This is a genomic window from Streptomyces sp. NRRL B-1140 (assembly GCF_001280065.1).
Classification (GTDB): Bacteria; Actinomycetota; Actinomycetes; order Streptomycetales; family Streptomycetaceae; genus Streptomyces.
Genome location: NZ_LGEA01000136.1, coordinates 106,835 through 126,531 on the forward strand (window position 1 = coordinate 106,835; position 19,697 = coordinate 126,531).

Genomic DNA, 19,697 nt, shown 5'->3' on the forward strand with positions numbered 1-19,697 from the left:
TGCATCAGCTGCGGAGGGCGGTCATGACTTCCGTCCTCGTCTGCGACGACTCCCCGCTTGCCCGAGAGGCGCTTCGTCGTGCGGTGGCGACCGTGCCCGGCGTAGAGCGCGTGACGACGGCGGCCAACGGCGAGGAGGTCCTCCGCCGCTGGGGGGCCGACCGCTCGGACTTGATTCTGATGGACGTACGCATGCCCGGACTGGGCGGCGTCGAGACGGTCCGGCGGCTGCTGTCCGCCGACCCCGGTGCGCGCATCATCATGCTCACCGTCGCCGAGGACCTGGACGGCGTGGCCCTCGCGGTCGCCGCCGGTGCCCGCGGCTACCTGCACAAGGACGCCTCCCGCGCCGAACTGCGCGCGACGGTGACCCAGGCCCTGGCCGACCCGACCTGGCGGCTCGCCCCGCGCCGGCTGCGCTCGGCCGAGATGGGCGCCGCGCCCACGCTCACCGCGCGTGAGATCCAGGTCCTCGAAGGCATGAGCCACGGCCGCTCGAACGCCGAGATCGGGCGCGAGCTGTTCCTCTCCGAGGACACCGTCAAGACGCACGCCCGACGCCTGTTCAAGAAGCTCGGCGCCTCGGACCGTGCCCACGCCGTGGCGCTCGGCTTCCGGTGGGGTCTGGTGCGCTAGGGCCTGTCCTTCGGATCGGGCCGGCTTCGACGCCGCGCGGCCTCCGGCCGGGGCCGGGGAGCGGGGGCATGTGGATGCCCCCGCGCGAGCCGCGCACGCACGGACCGGAGCCGGCGGCCGATGGCAGCGCCGGCGGGGATGTTCCCCTGCCCGGGCGAGGTCGGGAACCCGGCAGGGCGCAGGCGAGGGCCCGCGTCCCCGCGATGATCCGAACGGCAGGCCCCAGCGGTCGTGGTGAGAGCACGGAACGCCAGGTGGGCGCGGGTGGGCCGGGGGCCCACAGGGTGCCCGCTGCTCGTTTCGCCGCGGATGCCGCATCCTTGAGGGTGTGGAGTTCCTCGGGGACGAGTCGGTCGAGCGGAAGGGGAGGGCGCAGGGGATGAGTGCCGGCGCACCTGCTCATAACGCTTCGGTGCACAACAACGGGCGCGGTGCCGCGGACCCGGCGGCCGCAAGGCACCATGGACCGATGCGCGACGACGAGGCGGCCCCTGCCCAGGGCGCGATCGGTGCGCTCGTCCACCGCGCCGTCGACGGGGACGAGCAGGCCACGCACGACCTGCTCGCCCATGTCCACCCTTTGGCCCTGCGCTACTGCCGCACCCGTCTGTCCCGGCTCCCGGGCGACGCCCGGCACTTCGTGGAGGACCTCGCGCAGGAGGTCTGCGTGGCGGTGCTCCTCGCGCTGCCCCGCTACCGGGACACCGGCCGACCCTTCGAGGCGTTCGTCTTCGCCATCGCCGCCCACAAGGTCGCCGACCTGCAGCGCGCTGCGATGCGCCACCCCGGCTCGACGGCCGTCCCCTCCGACGAGATGCCCGAGCGCCCGGACGACTCCCTCGGCCCGGAGGAGCGCGCCCTGCTCAGCAGCGACGCGGAATGGGCCAAGAAGCTGCTGGCCAACCTCCCCGAGAACCAGCGCGAGCTGCTGCTGCTGCGCATCGCGGTGGGTCTCACGGCCGAGGAGACCGGCCAGATGTTGGGAATGTCACCCGGTGCGGTCCGGGTTGCCCAGCACAGGGCGCTGAGCCGGCTGCGGGCGCTGGCCGAGCAGTAGTCCGGCTTGGAGAGCCCCTCAGTTGAACAGGCGGTGCGCCGCTTCCGTACGAACATACGAAGCCCGGAGCGGGGCGGAACCGTGGAATGAGACAGCCGCGCTTCCCGTTAGCATGGACATCCGCACCGATCAAGGCCATTTGGGGAAGGTGTCATGACTGCCAACGTCGACGGAGTGCCCGGAAAATTCGCGACACTCGGGCTGACCTACGACGACGTGCTGCTGCTGCCGGGTGCATCCGAGGTGCTCCCCAACGCGGTCGACACCTCGTCCCGCATCTCCCGCAACGTCCGGGTCAACATCCCGCTGCTCTCCGCGGCGATGGACAAGGTGACCGAGTCGCGCATGGCGATCGCGATGGCCCGCCAGGGCGGCGTCGGCGTGCTGCACCGCAACCTCTCCGTCGAGGACCAGGTCAACCAGGTCGACCTGGTCAAGCGGTCCGAGTCCGGCATGGTCACCGACCCGATCACGGTGCACCCCGACGCCACGCTCGCCGAGGCCGACGCCCTGTGCGCCAAGTTCCGCATCAGCGGCGTCCCGGTCACCGACGGCAACAAGAAGCTGCTCGGCATCGTCACCAACCGCGACATGGCCTTCGAGTCGGACCGTACGCGTCAGGTGCGCGAGGTCATGACCCCGATGCCGCTGGTCACCGGCAAGGTCGGCATCTCCGGCGCGGACGCCATGGAGCTGCTGCGCCGCCACAAGATCGAGAAGCTGCCGCTGGTCGACGACGCGGGTGTCCTCAAGGGCCTGATCACGGTCAAGGACTTCGTCAAGGCCGAGCAGTACCCCAACGCGGCGAAGGACTCCGAGGGCCGGCTGCTCGTCGGCGCGGCCGTGGGCGCCAGCCCCGAGGCCCTGGAGCGGGCCCAGGCGCTCGCCGGTGCCGGTGTGGACTTCCTGGTCGTCGACACCTCGCACGGCCACAACAGCAACGCCCTCAGCTGGATGGCGAAGATCAAGTCGAGTGTCGGCGTCGACGTGATCGGCGGCAACGTCGCCACGCGTGACGGCGCCCAGGCGCTGATCGACGCCGGTGTCGACGGCATCAAGGTGGGCGTGGGCCCCGGCTCCATCTGCACCACCCGCGTGGTCGCCGGCATCGGCGTCCCGCAGGTCACCGCCATCTACGAGGCGTCCCTCGCCGCCCGTCCCGCGGGCATCCCGCTGATCGGCGACGGCGGCCTGCAGTACTCCGGCGACATCGGCAAGGCCCTGGCCGCCGGCGCCGACACCGTCATGCTGGGCAGCCTCCTCGCCGGCTGTGAGGAGTCCCCGGGTGAGCTGCAGTTCATCAACGGCAAGCAGTTCAAGTCGTACCGCGGCATGGGCTCGCTCGGCGCGATGCAGTCCCGCGGCCAGGCCAGGTCGTACTCCAAGGACCGTTACTTCCAGGCCGAGGTCGGCTCCGACGACAAGCTCGTGCCCGAGGGCATCGAGGGCCAGGTGCCCTACCGCGGCCCGCTGGCCAACGTGCTGCACCAGCTCGTCGGCGGCCTGCGCCAGACCATGGGCTACGTGGGCGCCGCCTCCATCGAGGAGATGGAGACCAAGGGCCGCTTCGTCCGGATCACCTCCGCGGGCCTCAAGGAGAGCCACCCGCACGACATCCAGATGACGGTCGAGGCACCGAACTACAGCCGCAGCAAGTAGCGGCCCGGCTTTCCGAGGGCGGCCCCGGGGCATCCGGGGCCGCCCTCGTCGTGCCCGTCGGCGATACTGGAAGACGCTGCAACGCATCAGGGAAAGGCCACAGACGTGACTGAGATCGAGATCGGGCGCGGCAAGCGCGGCCGCCGGGCGTACGCCTTCGACGACATCGCCGTCGTCCCCAGCCGCCGTACGCGGGACCCGAAGGAGGTCTCGATCGCCTGGCAGATCGACGCCTACCGCTTCGAGCTGCCCTTCCTGGCCGCCCCCATGGACTCGGTCGTCTCCCCGGCCACCGCCATCCGCATCGGCGAGCTCGGCGGCCTCGGCGTGCTGAACCTCGAAGGCCTGTGGACGCGCTACGAGGACCCGCAGCCGCTGCTCGACGAGATCACCGGTCTCGACGCGGAGACCGCGACCCGCCGTCTGCAGGAGATCTACGCGGCCCCCATCAAGGAGGAGCTGATCGGGCAGCGCATCAAGGAGGTGCGCGACTCCGGCGTCGTCACCGCCGCCGCGCTCTCCCCGCAGCGCACCGCCCAGTTCTCCAAGGCCGTCGTGGACGCGGGCGTGGACATCTTCGTCATCCGCGGTACGACGGTCTCCGCGGAGCACGTCTCCGGCGCGCACGAGCCGCTGAACCTGAAGCAGTTCATCTACGAGCTGGACGTCCCGGTGATCGTCGGCGGCTGCGCCACGTACACGGCGGCCCTGCACCTGATGCGCACCGGCGCGGCCGGTGTCCTGGTCGGCTTCGGTGGCGGCGCGGCGCACACCACGCGCAACGTGCTCGGCATCCAGGTCCCCATGGCGACGGCGGTCGCCGACGTGGCCGCGGCGCGCCGTGACTACATGGACGAGTCGGGCGGCCGGTACGTGCACGTGATCGCCGACGGTGGTGTCGGCTGGTCCGGCGACCTGCCCAAGGCGATCGCCTGTGGCGCGGACTCGGTGATGATGGGCTCCCCGCTGGCCCGTGCGACCGACGGCCCGGGCAAGGGCCACCACTGGGGCATGGAGGCGGTGAACGAGGAGCTGCCGCGCGGAAAGAAGGTCGCCCTCGGCACGGTCGGCACCCTGGAGGAGATCCTCACGGGCCCGTCCCACACCCCCGACGGCTCGATGAACCTCTTCGGAGCCCTGCGCCGCGCCATGTCCACGACCGGTTACAGCGAGCTCAAGGAGTTCCAGCGCGTAGAGGTGACGGTGGCGGACTCGCAGCACCGGCGGTAGTCCGCTCAGCTTGAGAAGGGCCTGGTCACTCGGGGGAGTGGCTGGGCCCTTTCGCATGCCCAAGTGGGCGTGAAGGGGCGCGTGTTGCCGTTGGAGGGCGCACGGTTGCTTTCGGCCGTTCGGCCCCGTTGAGGGTGGTTTCGAGGCGCTAGTGTCCTTGATCGGCGCCCAGGGTTCTTCTGGGTGCCCCCTTCCAAGGACATGGTCCGGACCCCGCCCTCGGGGCCCGGCCCGATTCCGACGTGCCGTCTACCGGGTCAATGGGCGGTGTCGTGGAAGGGGGCGCCCATGGGACGCCACCGCAAGCCCACCCGCTGGGACCGACTCCGTCTTCGGATGGTGCAGTGCCGGAGGAGGTGGATCTTGCGGATTTTCGGATGGTGAGCGGCCGCCCCCACGAAGACTAGGGGCGGACACTCCGTGATCCATCCAGGAGCCTGCCGCAGTGGCCACTGCGGTGGGCTCCACCTTGTTTCGGATGGTGAGCGGCCCCCAAGAAGCCTAGGGGCGGACACTCCGTGATCCATCCAGGAGCCTGCCGCAGTACCCCCTGCGGTGGGCCCCACCTGTGTCCGTAAGGTACCCGCGCCGCGTGCCTCATGCCACCAGCCGCCTGGGCTCACGCACCCCGTGCGCCCCCTTTCACAACCGATGCGCCGCCCCCGTGGGCGCCGCCCCGCGCGTGTCGAGCAGCAGCTGGGCCTTCACCGACAGGCCCTGGAGGTCGTACGTGCGGTGCTGCTGGAGGAGGATGGTCAGGTCCGCGTCGGCCGCTGCCTCGTAGAGGGAGTCGGCGCGGGGGACCGGGTGGTCGAGGACGCTCCAGGCCGGGACGTAGGGGTCGTGGTAGCTGACTGCCGCGCCCAGCTCCCTCAGGCGCAGGGCGATCTCCCGTGCCGGGGTGCCCTGGAGGTCGGCGAGGTCGGGCTTGTACGTGACGCCGAGCAGGAGCACGCGCGCGCCCCGGGCCGACTTGCCGTGCTCGTTGAGGAGCGTGGCGGCGCGCTGGACGACGTAGCCGGGCATGCGGTCGTTGACCTGCCGGGCCAGTTCCACCATGCGCAGTCCGCGGCCGCCGGGAGCGGTCATGTCCTGGGGGACGGAGTGGCCGCCGACGCCGGGGCCCGGGCGGAAGGCCTGGAAGCCGAACGGCTTGGTCTCCGCGCAGCGCACGACGTCCCAGAGGTCGACGCCCAGGTCGTTGCAGAGGACGGCCATCTCGTTCACGAGGGCGATGTTCACGTGCCGGTAGTTGGTCTCCAGCAGGTACACGGTCTCCGCCTCGCGCAGTCCACGCGCGCGTACCACCTTGTCGGTCAGCCGTCCGTAGAAGGCGGCGGCCGACTCGGTGCAGGCCGGGGTGAGGCCGCCGATGACCTTGGGTGTCGTTGCGGGCGTGGCGTCGCGGTTGCCGGGGTCGACGCGGCTGGGGGAGTACGCGAGGTGGAAGTCGCGGCCCGCGCGCAGACCGGAGCCCTCTTCGAGAAGCGGCCGCAGGAAGGTCTCCGTCGTCCCCGGGTGCACCGGTGACTCAAGGATCACCGTGGTGTGCGGGCGCAGGTGGCCGGCCAGAGTGCGGGCGGCCGCTTCCAGCTGGCTCAGATCCGGCCCGCCGTCCGCACCGGGCGGGGTCGGCGCGCAGATGACCGCGGTGCGCACCCGGCCGAGCTCGGCCGGGTCCGTGGCCGGCCGGAAGCCCCCCGAGAGCATCCGGCGCAGCTCGGCGGGGCTGAGCGAGCCCGTCTCGGGTCCGGTCCGGTAGCCGAGGGTGGGGATGCCGGCGGCGACGGCGGCCTGGGCCAGGGGCAGGCCGTACGGTCCGAGTCCGATGACGGCGAGGTCTGCGGGCATGCGGCCGTCCTTCCCGATAGCCGAAGTGGGACAGGTGCGCAAGCCCTGTGGACAGGATGGGCGAGCGCAATGTCAGACTAGGAGTAAATATGACCGATATGCGGGATTGTCCGGCCGAGTTTCGGTGAGTGTTCCGTGAGCGTTGTCCACAGGCTCCGGGCCCGTGGTGGCTGAAGTCGGGCAACCCGGTCAGAATCTTGGGCAGGGGGATACGGACGGGGCCACGCCCGACGGGTGCGGCCGGCGCGACCGACGAGCGGGAGGCAGCGGTGAGGACAGCGACACTCGGACCGGCGCAGCGCGCCGAGTCACTCGCATCCATGGCCGAGCGCGAGCTGGACGTGCTGGTGGTGGGCGCGGGTGTGGTGGGTGCGGGCACCGCGCTCGACGCGGTGACTCGGGGTCTTTCCACGGGTCTGGTCGAGGCGCGTGACTGGGCGTCCGGCACCTCCAGCAGGTCCAGCAAACTCATCCACGGCGGCCTGCGCTATCTGGAGATGCTCGACTTCGCCCTCGTCCGCGAGGCGCTGAAGGAACGCGGACTTCTGCTGGAGCGGCTCGCCCCGCACCTGGTGAAACCCGTGCCGTTCCTGTACCCGTTGCAGCACAAGGGCTGGGAGCGGCTGTACGCAGGTTCGGGCGTCGCCATGTACGACGCGATGTCCATGGCCAAGGGGCACGGCCGGGGACTCCCGATGCACCGCCACCTGACGCGCTCTCACGCCCTGCGCGTGGCCCCCTGCTTGAAGAAGGACGCACTGGTCGGAGCGCTGCAGTACTACGACGCCCAGATGGACGACGCCCGGTACGTGACGAATCTGGTGCGCACGGCCGTGGCTTACGGTGCGAAGGCCGCCAACCGCGCGCGGGTGACGGGCTTCCTGCGCGAGGGCGAGCGGGTCGTCGGTGCGAGGGTGCAGGACGTCGAAGGGGGCGGCGAGTACGAGATCCGCGCCAAGCAGGTCGTCAACGCCACCGGTGTGTGGACGGACGACACCCAGGCCATGGTGGGGGAGCGGGGCCAGTTCCACGTCCGGGCGTCCAAGGGCATCCACCTGGTCGTGCCGCGCGACCGGATCCACTCCACGACCGGGCTGATCCTGCGCACGGAGAAGTCCGTGCTGTTCGTGATCCCCTGGGGCCGGCACTGGATCGTCGGCACCACGGACACCGACTGGGACCTCGACAAGGCCCACCCGGCCGCGTCCAGCGCGGACATCGACTACCTGCTGGAACATGTGAACTCGGTGCTGGCGGTGCCGCTCACCAGGGACGACGTCCAGGGCGTGTACGCGGGCCTGCGGCCACTGCTCGCGGGGGAGTCGGACGCCACCAGCAAGCTGTCGCGCGAGCACACGGTGGCGCATCCGGTGCCGGGGCTGGTCGTCGTGGCGGGCGGCAAGTACACGACGTACCGGGTGATGGCCAAGGACGCGGTGGACGCGGCGGTGCACGGGCTCGACATGCGCGTCGCCGAGTGCGTCACGGAGGACGTGCCGCTGCTGGGCGCGGAGGGCTACCGGGCGCTGTGGAACGCGCGGGCCCGGACAGCCGCCCGGACCGGACTGCACGTGGTGCGGGTCGAGCACCTGCTGAACCGCTACGGGACGATGACCGAGGAGCTCCTCCAGCTCATCGCCGAGGACCCGTCGCTGGGGGAGCCCCTGGCCGCCGCCGACGACTATCTGCGCGCCGAGATCGTGTACGCGGCCTCCCACGAGGGGGCGCGGCACCTGGACGACGTACTGACCCGGCGCACGCGCATCTCGATCGAGACCTTCGACCGGGGCGCCCACAGCGCACGTGACGCCGCCGAGCTGATGGCGCCCGTGCTCGGCTGGGACGAGGGTCAGATCGAGCGCGAGGTCGAGCACTACCAGAAGCGGGTGGAGGCCGAGCGGGAATCGCAGCGGCAGCCGGACGACCTGACGGCGGACGCGGCGCGGCTGGGGGCGCCGGACATCGTTCCGTTGTGATGCCGCGGGTGCGGCCGGGCCGTGCCCGGTGCGCGGGCCGGAGCGCGCCCAGCCGTTCCGGGTGTGGTCGGGCCGGTGCAGGGTGCGGTCGGCCGCCGGGTGAGGCCGGTCTGCGCCGGGCGAGGCCGGTCCGCGGTCTGTCGGGCCTGCCGGACATCACTCGAACGAGTGTCGGGAAGTGGGATCTTCGCTCGGAACCCCGTCGTTCTACGAGGTGCGGGGGCAGAACTCGGCCGCGAGCAGCGTGGGTTCGAGACCGGGATCGGCTATCGCGTCGGTGTTCACGCGGAAGGTGAGGACACGCCGGCCGTCGACGGTGGCTGCGGTGCGCACGTAGCTGCCGGATATGTGCCCGTTGTGTCCCCACACCGTCGTGCCGCACGGAAGCTTCTCGGGGAAGAGCCCCATGCCGTACGCGCCGTGTGCGGCACGGGTGTCGAGCATCTCGCGCACCCGGTCCGACGGGAGCAGCCGACCGCCGAGCAGGGCGCCGTAGAAGCGGTCGAGGTCGGCGAGTGTGGTCACCAACTCGCCCGCGGCTCCGGCCACCCGGGGGTCGAGTTCGGTGACGTCGGTTCCGTCGACGGCGTAGGCACGGCCGTGCGGTGAGGGCAGCGAAGAGCGGGATCCGGGGAAGGAGGTGCCCGTCAGACGCAGCGGAGTGAGGATGCGGCGCTCGGCCTCGGTGGCGTACGAGTGGCCGGTGACCTGCTGGATGACCAGACCGAGCAGGACGTAGTTGGTGTTCGAGTAGGAGAAGCGGCCGCGTTCGGCCGGAGGGTGGGTGAGGGCGAGGTTCAGGGCCTGACGGGGTGTGACGGGTGCGGTCCCGCCGGTGTCCTGGGTGAAGTCACGCAGGCCGCTGGTGTGGGTGAGCAGGGAGCGCAGGGTCAGCGCGCGGCCGTCGTTGCCGGCTCCCCGCACCAGACCGGGCAGGTGCTGCTCCACCGTGTCGGACATGGACAGCCGGCGCTCGGCGGCCAGTTGCAGCACGACCGTCGCGATGAACGTCTTCGTGATGCTTCCGGCGCGGAAGTGGTCCGGCCGGGCGATTCCCCGACCGGCGGCGGCGTAGCGGACGGTGGTGCCCTCCTGGGCCAGCAGGGCCGCGGCCGGGGCCCTGCCCCGGGTCACCAGCTGGGGCAGGACCGCGTCCGTGGGCGGCATCGACAGGGCCGACGAGTCGGCCGGGGGCAGACCGAACAGGGCGGCGGCCACCGGCAGGGCCAGCAATGTCCGGATCGGCGGCATACGGGCTCCTCCCTGGTCGGAGCCCATCATGCAAGGCGGCGCGGCGCCTGCCGCACCCGGGTTCCCGGGGGGTGGGGCCGCCGGCGCCCGCCAGGGGCCCCCTGGGCACCGGGCACTTGTCGGGTGAGAGACAATGGAGGCTCTGTCAGGGCGGGTTGTATGAGGGGACGCATGTCGGAGGCGGAGCGGGCGGGCACATCTCGTCAGGACACTCGTCAGGACAACAGGGAGCGTCTCCTCGCGGGGCGTTACCGGCTGGGCAAAGTGCTCGGCCGCGGCGGCATGGGCACGGTGTGGCGGGCCCAGGACGAGACCCTCGGGCGGACGGTCGCCGTCAAGGAGCTGCGGTTCCCGTCGAACATCGACGAGGAGGAGAAGCGGCGGCTGATCACGCGGACGCTGCGCGAGGCCAAGGCGATCGCGCGGATCCGCAACAACAGCGCCGTGACGGTCTTCGACGTGGTCCAGGAGGACGACCGGCCCTGGATCGTCATGGAACTCGTCGAGGGCAAGTCGCTCGCCGAGGTCATCCGGGAGGACGGTCTCCTCGAGCCGAAGCGTGCCGCGGAGGTCGGGCTCGCCGTCCTCGACGTGCTGCGCTCCGCCCACCGCGAGGGCATCCTGCACCGCGACGTGAAGCCGTCGAACGTGCTGATCGCCGAGGACGGCCGGGTCGTGCTCACCGACTTCGGCATCGCCCAGGTCGAGGGCGACCCGTCCATCACCTCGACCGGCATGCTCGTCGGCGCGCCCTCCTACATCTCCCCGGAGCGGGCGCGCGGGCACAAGCCGGGTCCGGCGGCCGACCTCTGGTCGCTCGGCGGGCTGCTGTACGCGGCGGTGGAGGGCGCGCCGCCGTACGACAAGGGGTCGGCCATAGCGACTCTCACGGCCGTGATGACCGAGCCGCTGGAGGAACCGAAGAACGCCGGTCCGCTGAAGGACGTCATCCACGGGCTGCTCACCAAGGACCCCGCGCAGCGGCTCGACGACGCGGGCGCCCGGGCGATGCTGAACGCGGTCCTGCACGCGCCGGCGACGGCCGAGCCGGAGCCGATGGACGCGACGAAGGTCGTGCCGCTGCCCGCGCAGCCGGACAGGTCCTCGCGCAAGGGGAGTTCGAAGGGGGCGGCGGGCAAGCGCGGTGAGGAGGCCGGGGAGCGGCTGCGCGGTGCACTGCGTTCCGTGCGCAAGGCCGCGGGATCAGCGGCCGCGGGATCGGCGGCGGCTTCCGCCAAGTCGGCTTCCGCCCAGTCGGCTTCCGCCGAGCCGGTGACCGCCAAGTCGGCTTCAGCCGAGTCCCGTGCCGACGAAGCCGCCGCCGCGAAGGCGACGGGTACGGCCTCCTCCGCGTCGGGCGGCGGCGCGGGGCGGGCCGGGACCGCGGGTGCCGCTGAGCGGAACGCGCCGGAGTCGAAGACGGCCTCCGGGGGGCGGAGTTCGGGATGGCCCGTGGTTCCGCCGCCGGACCTGCCGCCGAGGCCGGTGCCCCGTGCGCCGATCACCGACGTGGTGCCGCGGCGGACCCTGTTGATCATCGCGGTGGTCGTGGTGCTCGCCGTGATCGGCACCGTGCTCACCATCGTGTTCACCGGGGACGACAAGGGCTCGAAGGGTGCCTCCGGCGAGGGCGGCGGGAAGACCGCCGCCACGGCGGCGTCGAACAGCGCGGACACCAAGGGCGACGAGAGCGACGGCACGGGCACGGACGGCACGGAGGACGAGGAGGTGCCGTCCGCGGCCGCCTCGGACAGCAAGCCGGACGGCCGGGCGAGCGGCTCGTCGGACGAGGGCGGCTCCGGCGGGAAGGGCACCGCGGCGAAGTCGACTCACCAGGGCAAGCAGGGGTACTCGATCGGTCTGCCGAAGGGCTGGAAGTACCGGTCGTCGGGTGCGGCGGGCGACCGCTTCACCGGGCCCGACGGGCAGAAGCTGCTCATCGCCTGGACCTCCACGCCCAAGGGCGACCCGGTGGCGGACTGGAAGAACCAGGAACGCTACATGGTGCGCGCGCAGTACAAGAAGATCCGCATAGAGAAGGTGGACTACCGCGGCTGGAACACGGCCGACTGGGAGTTCACCTACGCCGAGGGCGGCACCGGGTACCGGACGATCGACCGGGGTTTCGTGGTCGACGACCGGCAGGGGTACGCGCTGATGTACACGGCGAAGGCGTCCGACTGGGACGGCGCGCTGCGCAAGGAGACGTGGCGGACCCTGACGAAAACCTTCGAACCCAAGTCCTGAGCATGAGGCCCCGGGCCTTTGGGGAGTGAGATCTGGGCATCCGCGCAATGCGGGTTGCCTGCGGCACGTATCGTAAATGTTTGCGGACCGTGCGCAGTCGGAGCGGACCGTGGGGCGAACGGATGTGACCGACCGGGCTGCCGGGGGAGGCAACGTGGACGACTACGCGGGTCGGGTGCTGGCCGACCGCTACCGCCTGCCGCTGCCGCCCTCCGACGAGTACGAACTCACCGAGACCCGCGCCTTCGACACCTACAGCGGACAGGAAGTCCTGGTCCGGCAGGTCCCGTTGCCCGAAGTGGTCGAGGCCGAGGTGCTCGACGCGGAGGGGCTGCCCGACGGTTTCACCGCCAGGGACGGCGGCGCGTGGCGGTCCGGCGCGCGGGGCGGCACCCGGCGGCCCACCGACCCGGTGGTGCGGCGCGCGGTGGAGGCGGCACAGGCGGCCGCGGCCATTCCCGACCATCCCCGGCTCGACCAGGTCTTCGACGTGTTCGCCGAGGGCGGCTCGCTGTGGATCGTCAGTGAACTGGTGGCCGCCCGCCCGCTGGCGGCGCTGCTCGCCGAGAAGCCGCTGACGCCGTACCGGGCCGCCGAGGTGGCCTCCGATGTGCTGATGGCCCTTCGGGTGCTGCATGCGCACGGCTGGGTGCACCGGAACATCACCGCGCGGACGGTGCTCGTCTGCGACGACGGCCGTGTGATGCTGACCGGGCTGGCGGTGGGCGCTGCGGAGGAGGCCCTGTGCGGGTACGACCCGGTGCCGGAACCGGCCTTCGAGGAGGCTGGGCGGGGGGCGGCGGAGCAGGGCGGCGGCGCCCGGCCCGTCCAGGGCGCTGCCGGTGGCACGAGTGACCCCGAGGCCGCGCGACGTGCTGCCATAGAGGCCAGGGAAGCCAGAGGACTGCCCCCGGCGGGGGGTGACACCGCGGGCGGTGGCCGGGCGGTGCCCGCGCGTGGGCCGGTGGCGGGCAGCGGGGACCCGCGGGCGGCTCGTGCAGGGGCGATCGCGGCCTACCGGGCGGGAGCCCGGGCCGCCGCACGGGTGCACGAGGTTCAGCAGGGCGGGCGGACGGCACTGCCCGGAGCCCGGACCGCCCCGGACGGCGACGCCGGGCCCCACGGCGACGGATCGTCACTGTCGCCCTACATCCCCGGGCAGGGCACTTCCCCCGGGGATGTACCGCCGGGGCGGATCGCCGACCCCTACGGTGTGAGCGGCGGTCCGCGGACGACCGCGTGGCACGGTGCGACGCCCCGTGGCACGACCGGTGACGCACCGGCGCCGAAGAGCGCGGAGCAGGCGGCGCTCCCGCAGGCCACGGAGACCGCCGCCCCGGGCGGGTCCGCCCGGTGGGACGACCTGGTCGCCGACACCTCCGCCCCCCGGCGCGGTCCCGCCACGGCGCTGGCGGCCGAACGGGCGCGGCAGGCGCGGATGGCCGTGGTCGGGCCGGTGACCGAGCGCTGGGCGCCGGAACAGGCCGGACCCGTGCACGAGAACTGGCAGTTGGCGGCGCCGATCGGTCCCGCGACCGACCTGTGGGCGCTCGGCGCGCTGCTCTTCAGGGCCGTACAGGGGCATGCGCCCTACCCGGAGGAGTCGACGGCCGAACTGGTGCAGATGGTGTGCGCGGAACCGCCCGCCTACGCCGAGGAGTGCGGGCCGCTGCGGCCGGTCGTGGAGTCGCTGCTGCGCCAGGACCCCACCGAACGCCTCGACTTCGAGGAGGTGCGGGGCTGGCTGCGCTCGCTGGTGCGTTCGGCTCCCGAGCCGGAGGCCGGGGTGCACGTCGTCGCGGCGCCGCCCGTGGACGCCGGCCGGCTGCCCGTCGTACGGCGCCGTGGCGAGTTGGTGCGGCGGCGGAAGGCGGGGCTGCCCACGCACCACGGACGGCACAAACGGGCCAGGGAGGAGTCCGGTTCCCCGCATCGACTCGGTCGCACCCTGCTCCTGCTGGTCCTGCTCGCGATGGCCGCGGCGATCGCCTACGCCATGCTGTTCATGCCCAAGTCGGACAGCGAGGGCGCGGGAGGCACGGACCGTACCGGTGCCGCCGGTGAGGTGAGCCGGGTGCCCGAGCCGGACGCCAGCAGCGAGCCGCGGCCCGAGCAGACCTCGCCCGAGCCGGACAAGAGCCCCTCGTCGTCGGCCGGCACCACCGAGACGCAGACCACCGGACCCGGCGTCGGCGACGGCTTCACCCTGCGCAAGGACCCGGCCGGTTTCCAGGTCGCCGTCGCCAAGGGCTGGGACCGTGCCGCGCGGGGCGGCAGCGGCCAGGTCGTCTACTCCAAGGGCGATTTCGAGCTCATCGTCGTACCGGGCCGGGACAGCGCGTCGGAGCATGGCCGGGATCCGATGGCCTACCAGCGCGAGAGGGAGCCGGAGTTGCAGCCGTACCGCGACTCCAGCTGGGCCACCTCCACCGGACTGAAGACGATCGAGGTGGGTGGACGGACCATGGCCGAGGGACAGTTCACCTGGACCGGCGGCGACGGGGGCGAGCTGTACGTCCGCAACCTCGCGATGCTGGTCCAGGGGCGCTACCACGTGGTCCAGGTGCGCGGCCCGGAGGCCGAACGGGACGAGGTGACCCGGCTCTACGAGCAGGCGGCGGCGACGTACAAGGCGACGAAGTGAACGCCCGGCGCGCCGCCTGTACGCCGCAGTTCACACTCCGGTTGCCTCACGTCCCGGCAGGCGACAACCGTCACAGTGCGGTCACCGTGGTACCCCGCTTGTTCCCTGGGTGAGGGCGGGTCCTTACGCTGACCCTGTCAAGACCATTGCGGGGCAACGTGAATCAGATGCAGGGCCTGCTCGTCGCGGGCCGCTACCGGCTGGCCGAATCCATCGGCAGTGGCGGCATGGGCCGGGTCTGGCGTGCGCATGACGAGGTGCTGCACCGGTCGGTCGCCATCAAGGAGCTGACCGCCGCCCTCTACGTCTCCGAGAGCGAGCAGGCGATCCTGCTGGCGCGCACCCGGGCGGAGGCCAGGGCAGCCGCGCGGATCAACCACTCCGCGGTCGTCACGGTGCACGACGTGCTGGAGCACGACGGCCGCCCCTGGATTGTGATGGAGCTGGTCGAGGGCCGTTCCCTGGCCGACGCGGTCAAGGAGGAGGGGCGCGTCGAGCCGCGCGAGGCGGCACGCATCGGCCTGTGGGTGCTGCGGGCCCTGCGCGCCGCGCACACCGCGGGCGTCCTGCACCGTGACATCAAGCCGGGCAACGTCCTGCTCGGCAACGACCGTCGCGTGCTGCTCACGGACTTCGGCATCGCCCAGATCGAGGGCGACACGACCATCACACGCACCGGAGAGGTCGTCGGCTCGGTCGACTACCTCGCGCCCGAGCGGGTGCGCGGCCACGACCCCGGCCCCTCCTCCGACCTCTGGGCACTCGGCGCGACGCTCTACACGGCCGTGGAGGGCCGGTCGCCCTTCCGCCGCACCACCCCGCTGACCACCATGCAGGCCGTGGTCGAGGAGGAGGCCGCCGAACTGCGGCACGCCGGTCCGCTCGCCCCCGTCATCACCGCCCTGCTGCGCAAGGACCCGGCCACCCGGCCCGACGTGTCCGAGGCCGAGCACATGCTCGCCGAGGCGGCGGAGGGCCGGCGGCCGAACGGAGCGCAGGCGTACGTGCCGACGCAGTACGCGGGGACGACGCCGTACCGGGACCACCACAGCGGAACGGGCACGACCAGCGGCGGTACGGCCACCGGCACCTCCGGCACCGTCCCCATCGGCACCGGCTCGGGGTCGCACACCGGAACACCGCTCCCGCCCCTGGCGGGCAGTCCGGCCACCGGAACGTCCACGACCGGTGCTCCGCCCTACGGCCCGACCGTGGTCGGCACGACGGCCGCGGGCCCGCAGCCGACCGGCTCGGGCAGGCGCCGCCGGCTGCGCACCCTCGCCCTGGTGGTCGCGCTCGCGGCCATCATCGGCGGGGGCACGGCCGTGGTGCTCCAGCAGTGGAACGGCACGTCCCAGGGCGACGGGTCCGGCTCGACGACGTCCACGAGCACGCAGGCGGCCGGCGGATCGGTTCCGGACAGCTGGATCCGCTACGACGATCCCGTGGGGTTCAGCCTTTCCCTGCCCAAGGGCTGGAAGCGCAAGCCCTTCGGCCCGCAGGGCGAGCTCAGGCAGATCGACTACTCGCCGGACGGCGGCCGCCACTTCGTCCGCGTCGCCATCGACACGTCACCGGACTTCGCCGACGCCAGGGCCCACCAGGAGGACCTCGAACAGCAGGTCCAGAGGCTGGTCGACTACAAACGGGTGACGATGGAGGACAACACCTACCGGGACCGCAAGGGCTCGCTGTGGGAGTACACCTGGACGGCGCTGGCCAAGGATCCGCCCTACGTCGCCGGCCCGCGTCACGCCATCGAGGAGACGTACTTCTCGCGGGACGGCGTCGAGTACGCGATCTACATGTCCTCGCCGGAAGAGGACTGGGTGAAGACGAGCCGGCAGTTCAAGTGGGTACTGCAGGGGTGGCAGCAACCCCGGTAGGCACACCGCCGTGCCGGGCGGCGACCGGATTTCGCGGGCCTCGTCGCCGTCTGCGGCATGATGGGGCGCATGGGGACCGAGGGAGCCGACTTCCGTGTGGTCGCGGGGCGTTATCGCCTGGAGGCAAGGCTCGGTCGCGGCGGTATGGCAGTGGTCTGGCGGGCCACCGACCAGCTCCTCGGCCGGAGCGTGGCCGTCAAGGAACTCCCCTACGACGACACGCTCTCCGCGGCCCAGGCGCGCCGGCAGCGGGACCGTACCCTGCGCGAGGCCCGGGCCGTCGCCCAGTTGAGCCACCCGCACATCGTCGTCGTCCACGACGTCGTCGAGGACGGCGAACGTCCCTACATCGTCATGGAGCTGATCGAGGGCGGCTCGCTCGCCGACCGGCTCGACCACCAGGGCCCCGTCGACGCCGCCGAAGCGGCCCGCATCGGCATCGCCCTGCTCGGCGCACTCGGCGCCGCGCACGCGGCCGGGGTGCTGCACCGCGACCTCAAGCCGGACAACGTGCTGCTGGAGACCGGCACCGACCGCGTCGTCCTCACCGACTTCGGTATCGCCCAGGTCGCGGGCGTCCCCACGCTCACCGAGAACGGGGCCTTCGTCGGCTCGCCCGAGTACACCGCGCCGGAGCGGATGTCGGGGGTCAGGACCGGGCCCGAGTCCGATCTGTGGTCGCTTGGCGCGCTGCTGTGCGCGGCCCTCAGCGGTGAATCGCCGTTCCACCGCGACTCGCTGGGCGGCATCCTGCACGCCGTCGTCGTGGGTGACATCCAGCCGCCCGCCCAGGCCGGACCACTCCTGCCCGTCGTGCGCGGTCTGCTGGAGCGCGATCCGGACCGGCGGCTGGACGCGGGCCGGGCGGAGCGCATGCTCCGGGCCTTCCGTGACACCGGCCGCATGCCGCCGATGCCGCCGCCCGGGTACGCGCCGACGGTGGCGGCCGCACCGCGGAGCCGACCGCAGGATCCCGCCGTCCGGCAACCGCCCGTGCCGCCGGTGGACCCGCGGGGGGCGCACCTGCCGGAGGAACCCTTCCTCCGGCAGCCCGCGCGACGCGCCCTCATCGCGGCGCTGCTGGTCGCGGCGATGGCGGGAGCCGGGGTGTCCGCGGCGGCGCTGCTCAGGGACGGGAGCGACGGGGACCTCGGCCCCACGCCGACGCGTACCGCACCGGCCACGCCGAAGACCCCGGCGACGCGGCAGGCCTCCCCGAGCACGTCCGCTCCCACGCCCTGACCGCCGCAGCCCGTACCGCCTCACCGGCAGAGAAAAGCCCACCCCGACGACCGGCCGAAGACGTGCGGTGGCGAGCGCGGCGATCGCGAACCCGGTCGTCGGCGCGACCTGATCCCGTCGGCCCAACACCCCCGGAAACGGCCCGCGTCGACAGATCGGCGTTCCGCGGGGTACTGATGGGGCATGAGCAACGACGGGGGCGCGACGGACGACGCCCGGGGCCGGACGGTCGGCGGGCGGTACCGGCTGATCGAGCGCATCGGATCCGGCGCCACGGGCACCGTCTGGCGGGCCCTCGACGAACGGGCGCAGCGTGAAGTGGCCGTCAGACAGCCCCGGTTGCCGGGCGGCCCGGAGGACGAGAGCCACCGGCGGGCAGCCCACCGGCTCCACCGCGAGGCCCGGGCCGCCGCCCGCGTCGACCATCCCGCCGCCGTCACCATCCACGACGTGGTCGTCGAGCCGGAGCGGCGGGACGAACGCCCGGGCCCCGTCGGCCCCGACGAGCTCGACGCGGCCGAGGCGCTCGACGGACTGCCGTGGATCGTCATGGAGCTGGTCGACGGTGAGTCCCTGCGCGAGAGGCTCCGACGCGGCCCGGTCGACGCGCCCGAAGCCGCCCGGATCGGCCTCGCCGTCCTCGGTGCGCTGCGCGCCGCGCACTCCGTCGGCATCGTGCACCGGGACGTGAAGCCCGCCAACGTGCTGCTCGGTTCGGACCGGCGCGTCGTCGTCACCGACTTCGGCATCGGACACGGGCAGAGCGAGGATTCCCGCACGGGGAGCGAGGCCACGGGGAGCGGGGATTCCCCCACGGGGAGTGGGGCTCCCCGCACCGGGAGCGGGGAGTTCGCCGGCTCGCCGGAGTTCGTCGCGCCCGAGCGGATGTCGGGCCGTATGGCCGGGCCCGCCTCCGACCTGTGGTCCCTGGGAGCTCTGCTGTACGCGGCCGTCGAGGGCTCGTCCCCCTTCCTGCGGACCACGCCGGAGGCCACGCTCGCCGCGGTCCTCGCCGCCGAAGCGCCCGAACCGACCCGGGCCGGGCCCCTCGGGCCGCTGATCGCCCGACTGCTGGTGCCGGACCCCGACCGGCGGCCGGACACGGAGGAGGTAGCGAAGGCTCTGGAGGCGGTGGCCGGACCGGCAGGGGCCGAGGCACCCCGGGCGGCCGAGCACACGGGCCACCCCGCCGACCGGGCCGCACGACGGCCCGCGCCGGGGCGTGCCGCCCCCCGCATCCCGGTGCCCGCCGCAGGCTCCGGCCCGCTCACCCCGGTGCAGGCCGCAGAATCCGCTCCGGTGCCCGCGGGTGTGGGACCGGGGGCGGACGCGGCCGCGGGCACCGGGCCGGACGCCGCGCAGCAGTACGACTCCATACCCCCCGCGCAGCAACTTCCCCACCCGGCGGTGCGGCAAGACCCCCTGCCCCCCAAGCGCCAGAGCCTCCTGCGCCCCGGTCCCCTCGCCCTGCTCTCCGCGTTGCTCGCCGGTGGCGCGGGAGCCGTCACCCAACTCGCCGACACATCCAGCGCGGAGACTGCCGGACAGGCCGCCGACGTGACCGACGCCTGGACCCCGCACGCCGAGCCGGACATGGCGGCCGTCCTCCACCTCCCCGGCCACTATCGCCTCCTCGGCCGGACCGGCGGCGCGGCCGGCCAGCCCCGCACGGCCCTCTACGGCGACACGCGGACCGGCACGATCCAGGTCCGCCTGCTCGCCTGGGACAGGGCCCCGGCCGCACCGATGGAGCAGGCCGGAACGCACGACTCCGGCGGCGAGACCCGGTACGCACGCACCAGCGTCCAAGGCCACGAGGCCGCCCTCGCCGACACCACGTACCGTCGGGGCGAGACCTCCAGGCGGGTCATGCGGATGGTCGTCCGCACCGGCGACGACCGCATGTACGAACTGCGCGTCGACATGCCCAAAGGCACACCGCAGGAGAAGGAGGGCACTTCGGTGTTCGAGGGGGCCCGGGAACGGCTCGGGATCGTAAAAGGCTGAAACATCCCGGCG

12 protein-coding genes are annotated in these 19,697 nt (G+C 72.8%); 10 read left to right on the top strand and 2 right to left on the bottom strand.

The genetic code is table 11. The features are described from left to right. Positions 1 to 23 precede the first annotated feature (23 nt). The 4 genes from ADK65_RS32430 to ADK65_RS32445 all read left to right on the top strand — a co-directional run bounded on the left by ADK65_RS32430 (position 24) and on the right by ADK65_RS32445 (position 4,581). A complete protein-coding gene (locus tag ADK65_RS32430; protein WP_003948568.1) occupies positions 24 to 635 on the top strand; it encodes a response regulator transcription factor in 612 nt (203 codons plus the stop codon). Between the two features lie 469 nt (positions 636 to 1,104). Next, positions 1,105 to 1,692, top strand: coding sequence for a sigma-70 family RNA polymerase sigma factor (locus tag ADK65_RS32435; RefSeq protein ID WP_030854669.1), 588 nt, complete (start codon positions 1,105 to 1,107; stop codon positions 1,690 to 1,692). 153 nt (positions 1,693 to 1,845) lie between these two features. Next, positions 1,846 to 3,351, top strand: a complete 1,506-nt coding sequence (gene guaB / locus ADK65_RS32440; protein ID WP_053674554.1) for an IMP dehydrogenase — start codon at positions 1,846 to 1,848, stop codon at positions 3,349 to 3,351. Between the two features lie 105 nt (positions 3,352 to 3,456). Then, positions 3,457 to 4,581: a GuaB3 family IMP dehydrogenase-related protein gene (locus ADK65_RS32445; protein ID WP_033311552.1), complete on the top strand. Its 1,125-nt coding sequence runs from the start codon at positions 3,457 to 3,459 to the stop codon at positions 4,579 to 4,581. 642 nt (positions 4,582 to 5,223) lie between these two features. On the opposite strand, the gene ADK65_RS32450 is transcribed toward ADK65_RS32445, so the two are convergent. Beyond that, positions 5,224 to 6,432 (bottom strand): nucleotide sugar dehydrogenase, encoded by a 1,209-nt coding sequence (locus ADK65_RS32450; RefSeq protein ID WP_053674555.1) that lies wholly within the window; start codon positions 6,430 to 6,432, stop codon positions 5,224 to 5,226. Between the two features lie 269 nt (positions 6,433 to 6,701). On the opposite strand from ADK65_RS32450, the gene ADK65_RS32455 reads away from it, so the two are divergent. After that, positions 6,702 to 8,408: a glycerol-3-phosphate dehydrogenase/oxidase gene (locus tag ADK65_RS32455; protein WP_078956257.1), complete on the top strand. Its 1,707-nt coding sequence runs from the start codon at positions 6,702 to 6,704 to the stop codon at positions 8,406 to 8,408. A 207-nt stretch (positions 8,409 to 8,615) separates the two neighbouring features. Here the strand turns inward: ADK65_RS32455 and ADK65_RS32460 are convergent, their stop codons facing one another. After that, positions 8,616 to 9,659 carry a serine hydrolase domain-containing protein gene (locus tag ADK65_RS32460; protein ID WP_053674557.1) on the bottom strand — a complete coding sequence of 348 codons (1,044 nt, stop codon included), beginning with the start codon at positions 9,657 to 9,659 and terminating at the stop codon, positions 8,616 to 8,618. Between the two features lie 171 nt (positions 9,660 to 9,830). Here ADK65_RS32460 and ADK65_RS32465 point away from each other — a divergent pair, with 171 nt between their 5' ends. The 5 genes from ADK65_RS32465 (at position 9,831) to ADK65_RS32485 (ending at position 19,685) form a co-directional block, all read left to right on the top strand. Further along, positions 9,831 to 11,906 (top strand): serine/threonine-protein kinase, encoded by a 2,076-nt coding sequence (locus ADK65_RS32465; RefSeq protein ID WP_053674558.1) that lies wholly within the window; start codon positions 9,831 to 9,833, stop codon positions 11,904 to 11,906. Positions 11,907 to 12,060: 154 nt separating this feature from the next. Then, positions 12,061 to 14,550, top strand: a complete 2,490-nt coding sequence (locus ADK65_RS32470; RefSeq protein WP_053674559.1) for a protein kinase — start codon at positions 12,061 to 12,063, stop codon at positions 14,548 to 14,550. Positions 14,551 to 14,717: 167 nt separating this feature from the next. Next, positions 14,718 to 16,436, top strand: a complete 1,719-nt coding sequence (locus ADK65_RS32475) for a serine/threonine-protein kinase (protein WP_053674560.1) — start codon at positions 14,718 to 14,720, stop codon at positions 16,434 to 16,436. A gap of 69 nt (positions 16,437 to 16,505) precedes the next feature. After that, the gene (locus ADK65_RS32480; RefSeq protein ID WP_053674561.1) at positions 16,506 to 17,678 is read left to right on the top strand and encodes a serine/threonine-protein kinase; all 1,173 of its coding nucleotides are present in this window, start codon (positions 16,506 to 16,508) and stop codon (positions 17,676 to 17,678) included. A gap of 183 nt (positions 17,679 to 17,861) precedes the next feature. Next, complete coding sequence (locus ADK65_RS32485; RefSeq protein ID WP_053674562.1) at positions 17,862 to 19,685, top strand: serine/threonine-protein kinase; 1,824 nt, start codon at positions 17,862 to 17,864, stop codon at positions 19,683 to 19,685. Positions 19,686 to 19,697: the final 12 nt, after the last annotated feature.

What these genes read in the sequence shown, in the direction of transcription:
- ADK65_RS32430 (WP_003948568.1), top strand. Translation starts at nt 24, where the DNA reads ATGACTTCCGTCCTCGTCTGCGACGACTCCCCGCTTGCCCGAGAGGCG.
- ADK65_RS32435 (WP_030854669.1), top strand. Translation starts at nt 1,105, where the DNA reads ATGCGCGACGACGAGGCGGCCCCTGCCCAGGGCGCGATCGGTGCGCTC.
- guaB (WP_053674554.1), top strand. Translation starts at nt 1,846, where the DNA reads ATGACTGCCAACGTCGACGGAGTGCCCGGAAAATTCGCGACACTCGGG.
- ADK65_RS32450 (WP_053674555.1), bottom strand. Translation starts at nt 6,432, where the DNA reads ATGCCCGCAGACCTCGCCGTCATCGGACTCGGACCGTACGGCCTGCCC.
- ADK65_RS32460 (WP_053674557.1), bottom strand. Translation starts at nt 9,659, where the DNA reads ATGCCGCCGATCCGGACATTGCTGGCCCTGCCGGTGGCCGCCGCCCTG.
- ADK65_RS32465 (WP_053674558.1), top strand. Translation starts at nt 9,831, where the DNA reads ATGTCGGAGGCGGAGCGGGCGGGCACATCTCGTCAGGACACTCGTCAG.
- ADK65_RS32475 (WP_053674560.1), top strand. Translation starts at nt 14,718, where the DNA reads ATGCAGGGCCTGCTCGTCGCGGGCCGCTACCGGCTGGCCGAATCCATC.
- ADK65_RS32480 (WP_053674561.1), top strand. Translation starts at nt 16,506, where the DNA reads ATGGGGACCGAGGGAGCCGACTTCCGTGTGGTCGCGGGGCGTTATCGC.
- ADK65_RS32485 (WP_053674562.1), top strand. Translation starts at nt 17,862, where the DNA reads ATGAGCAACGACGGGGGCGCGACGGACGACGCCCGGGGCCGGACGGTC.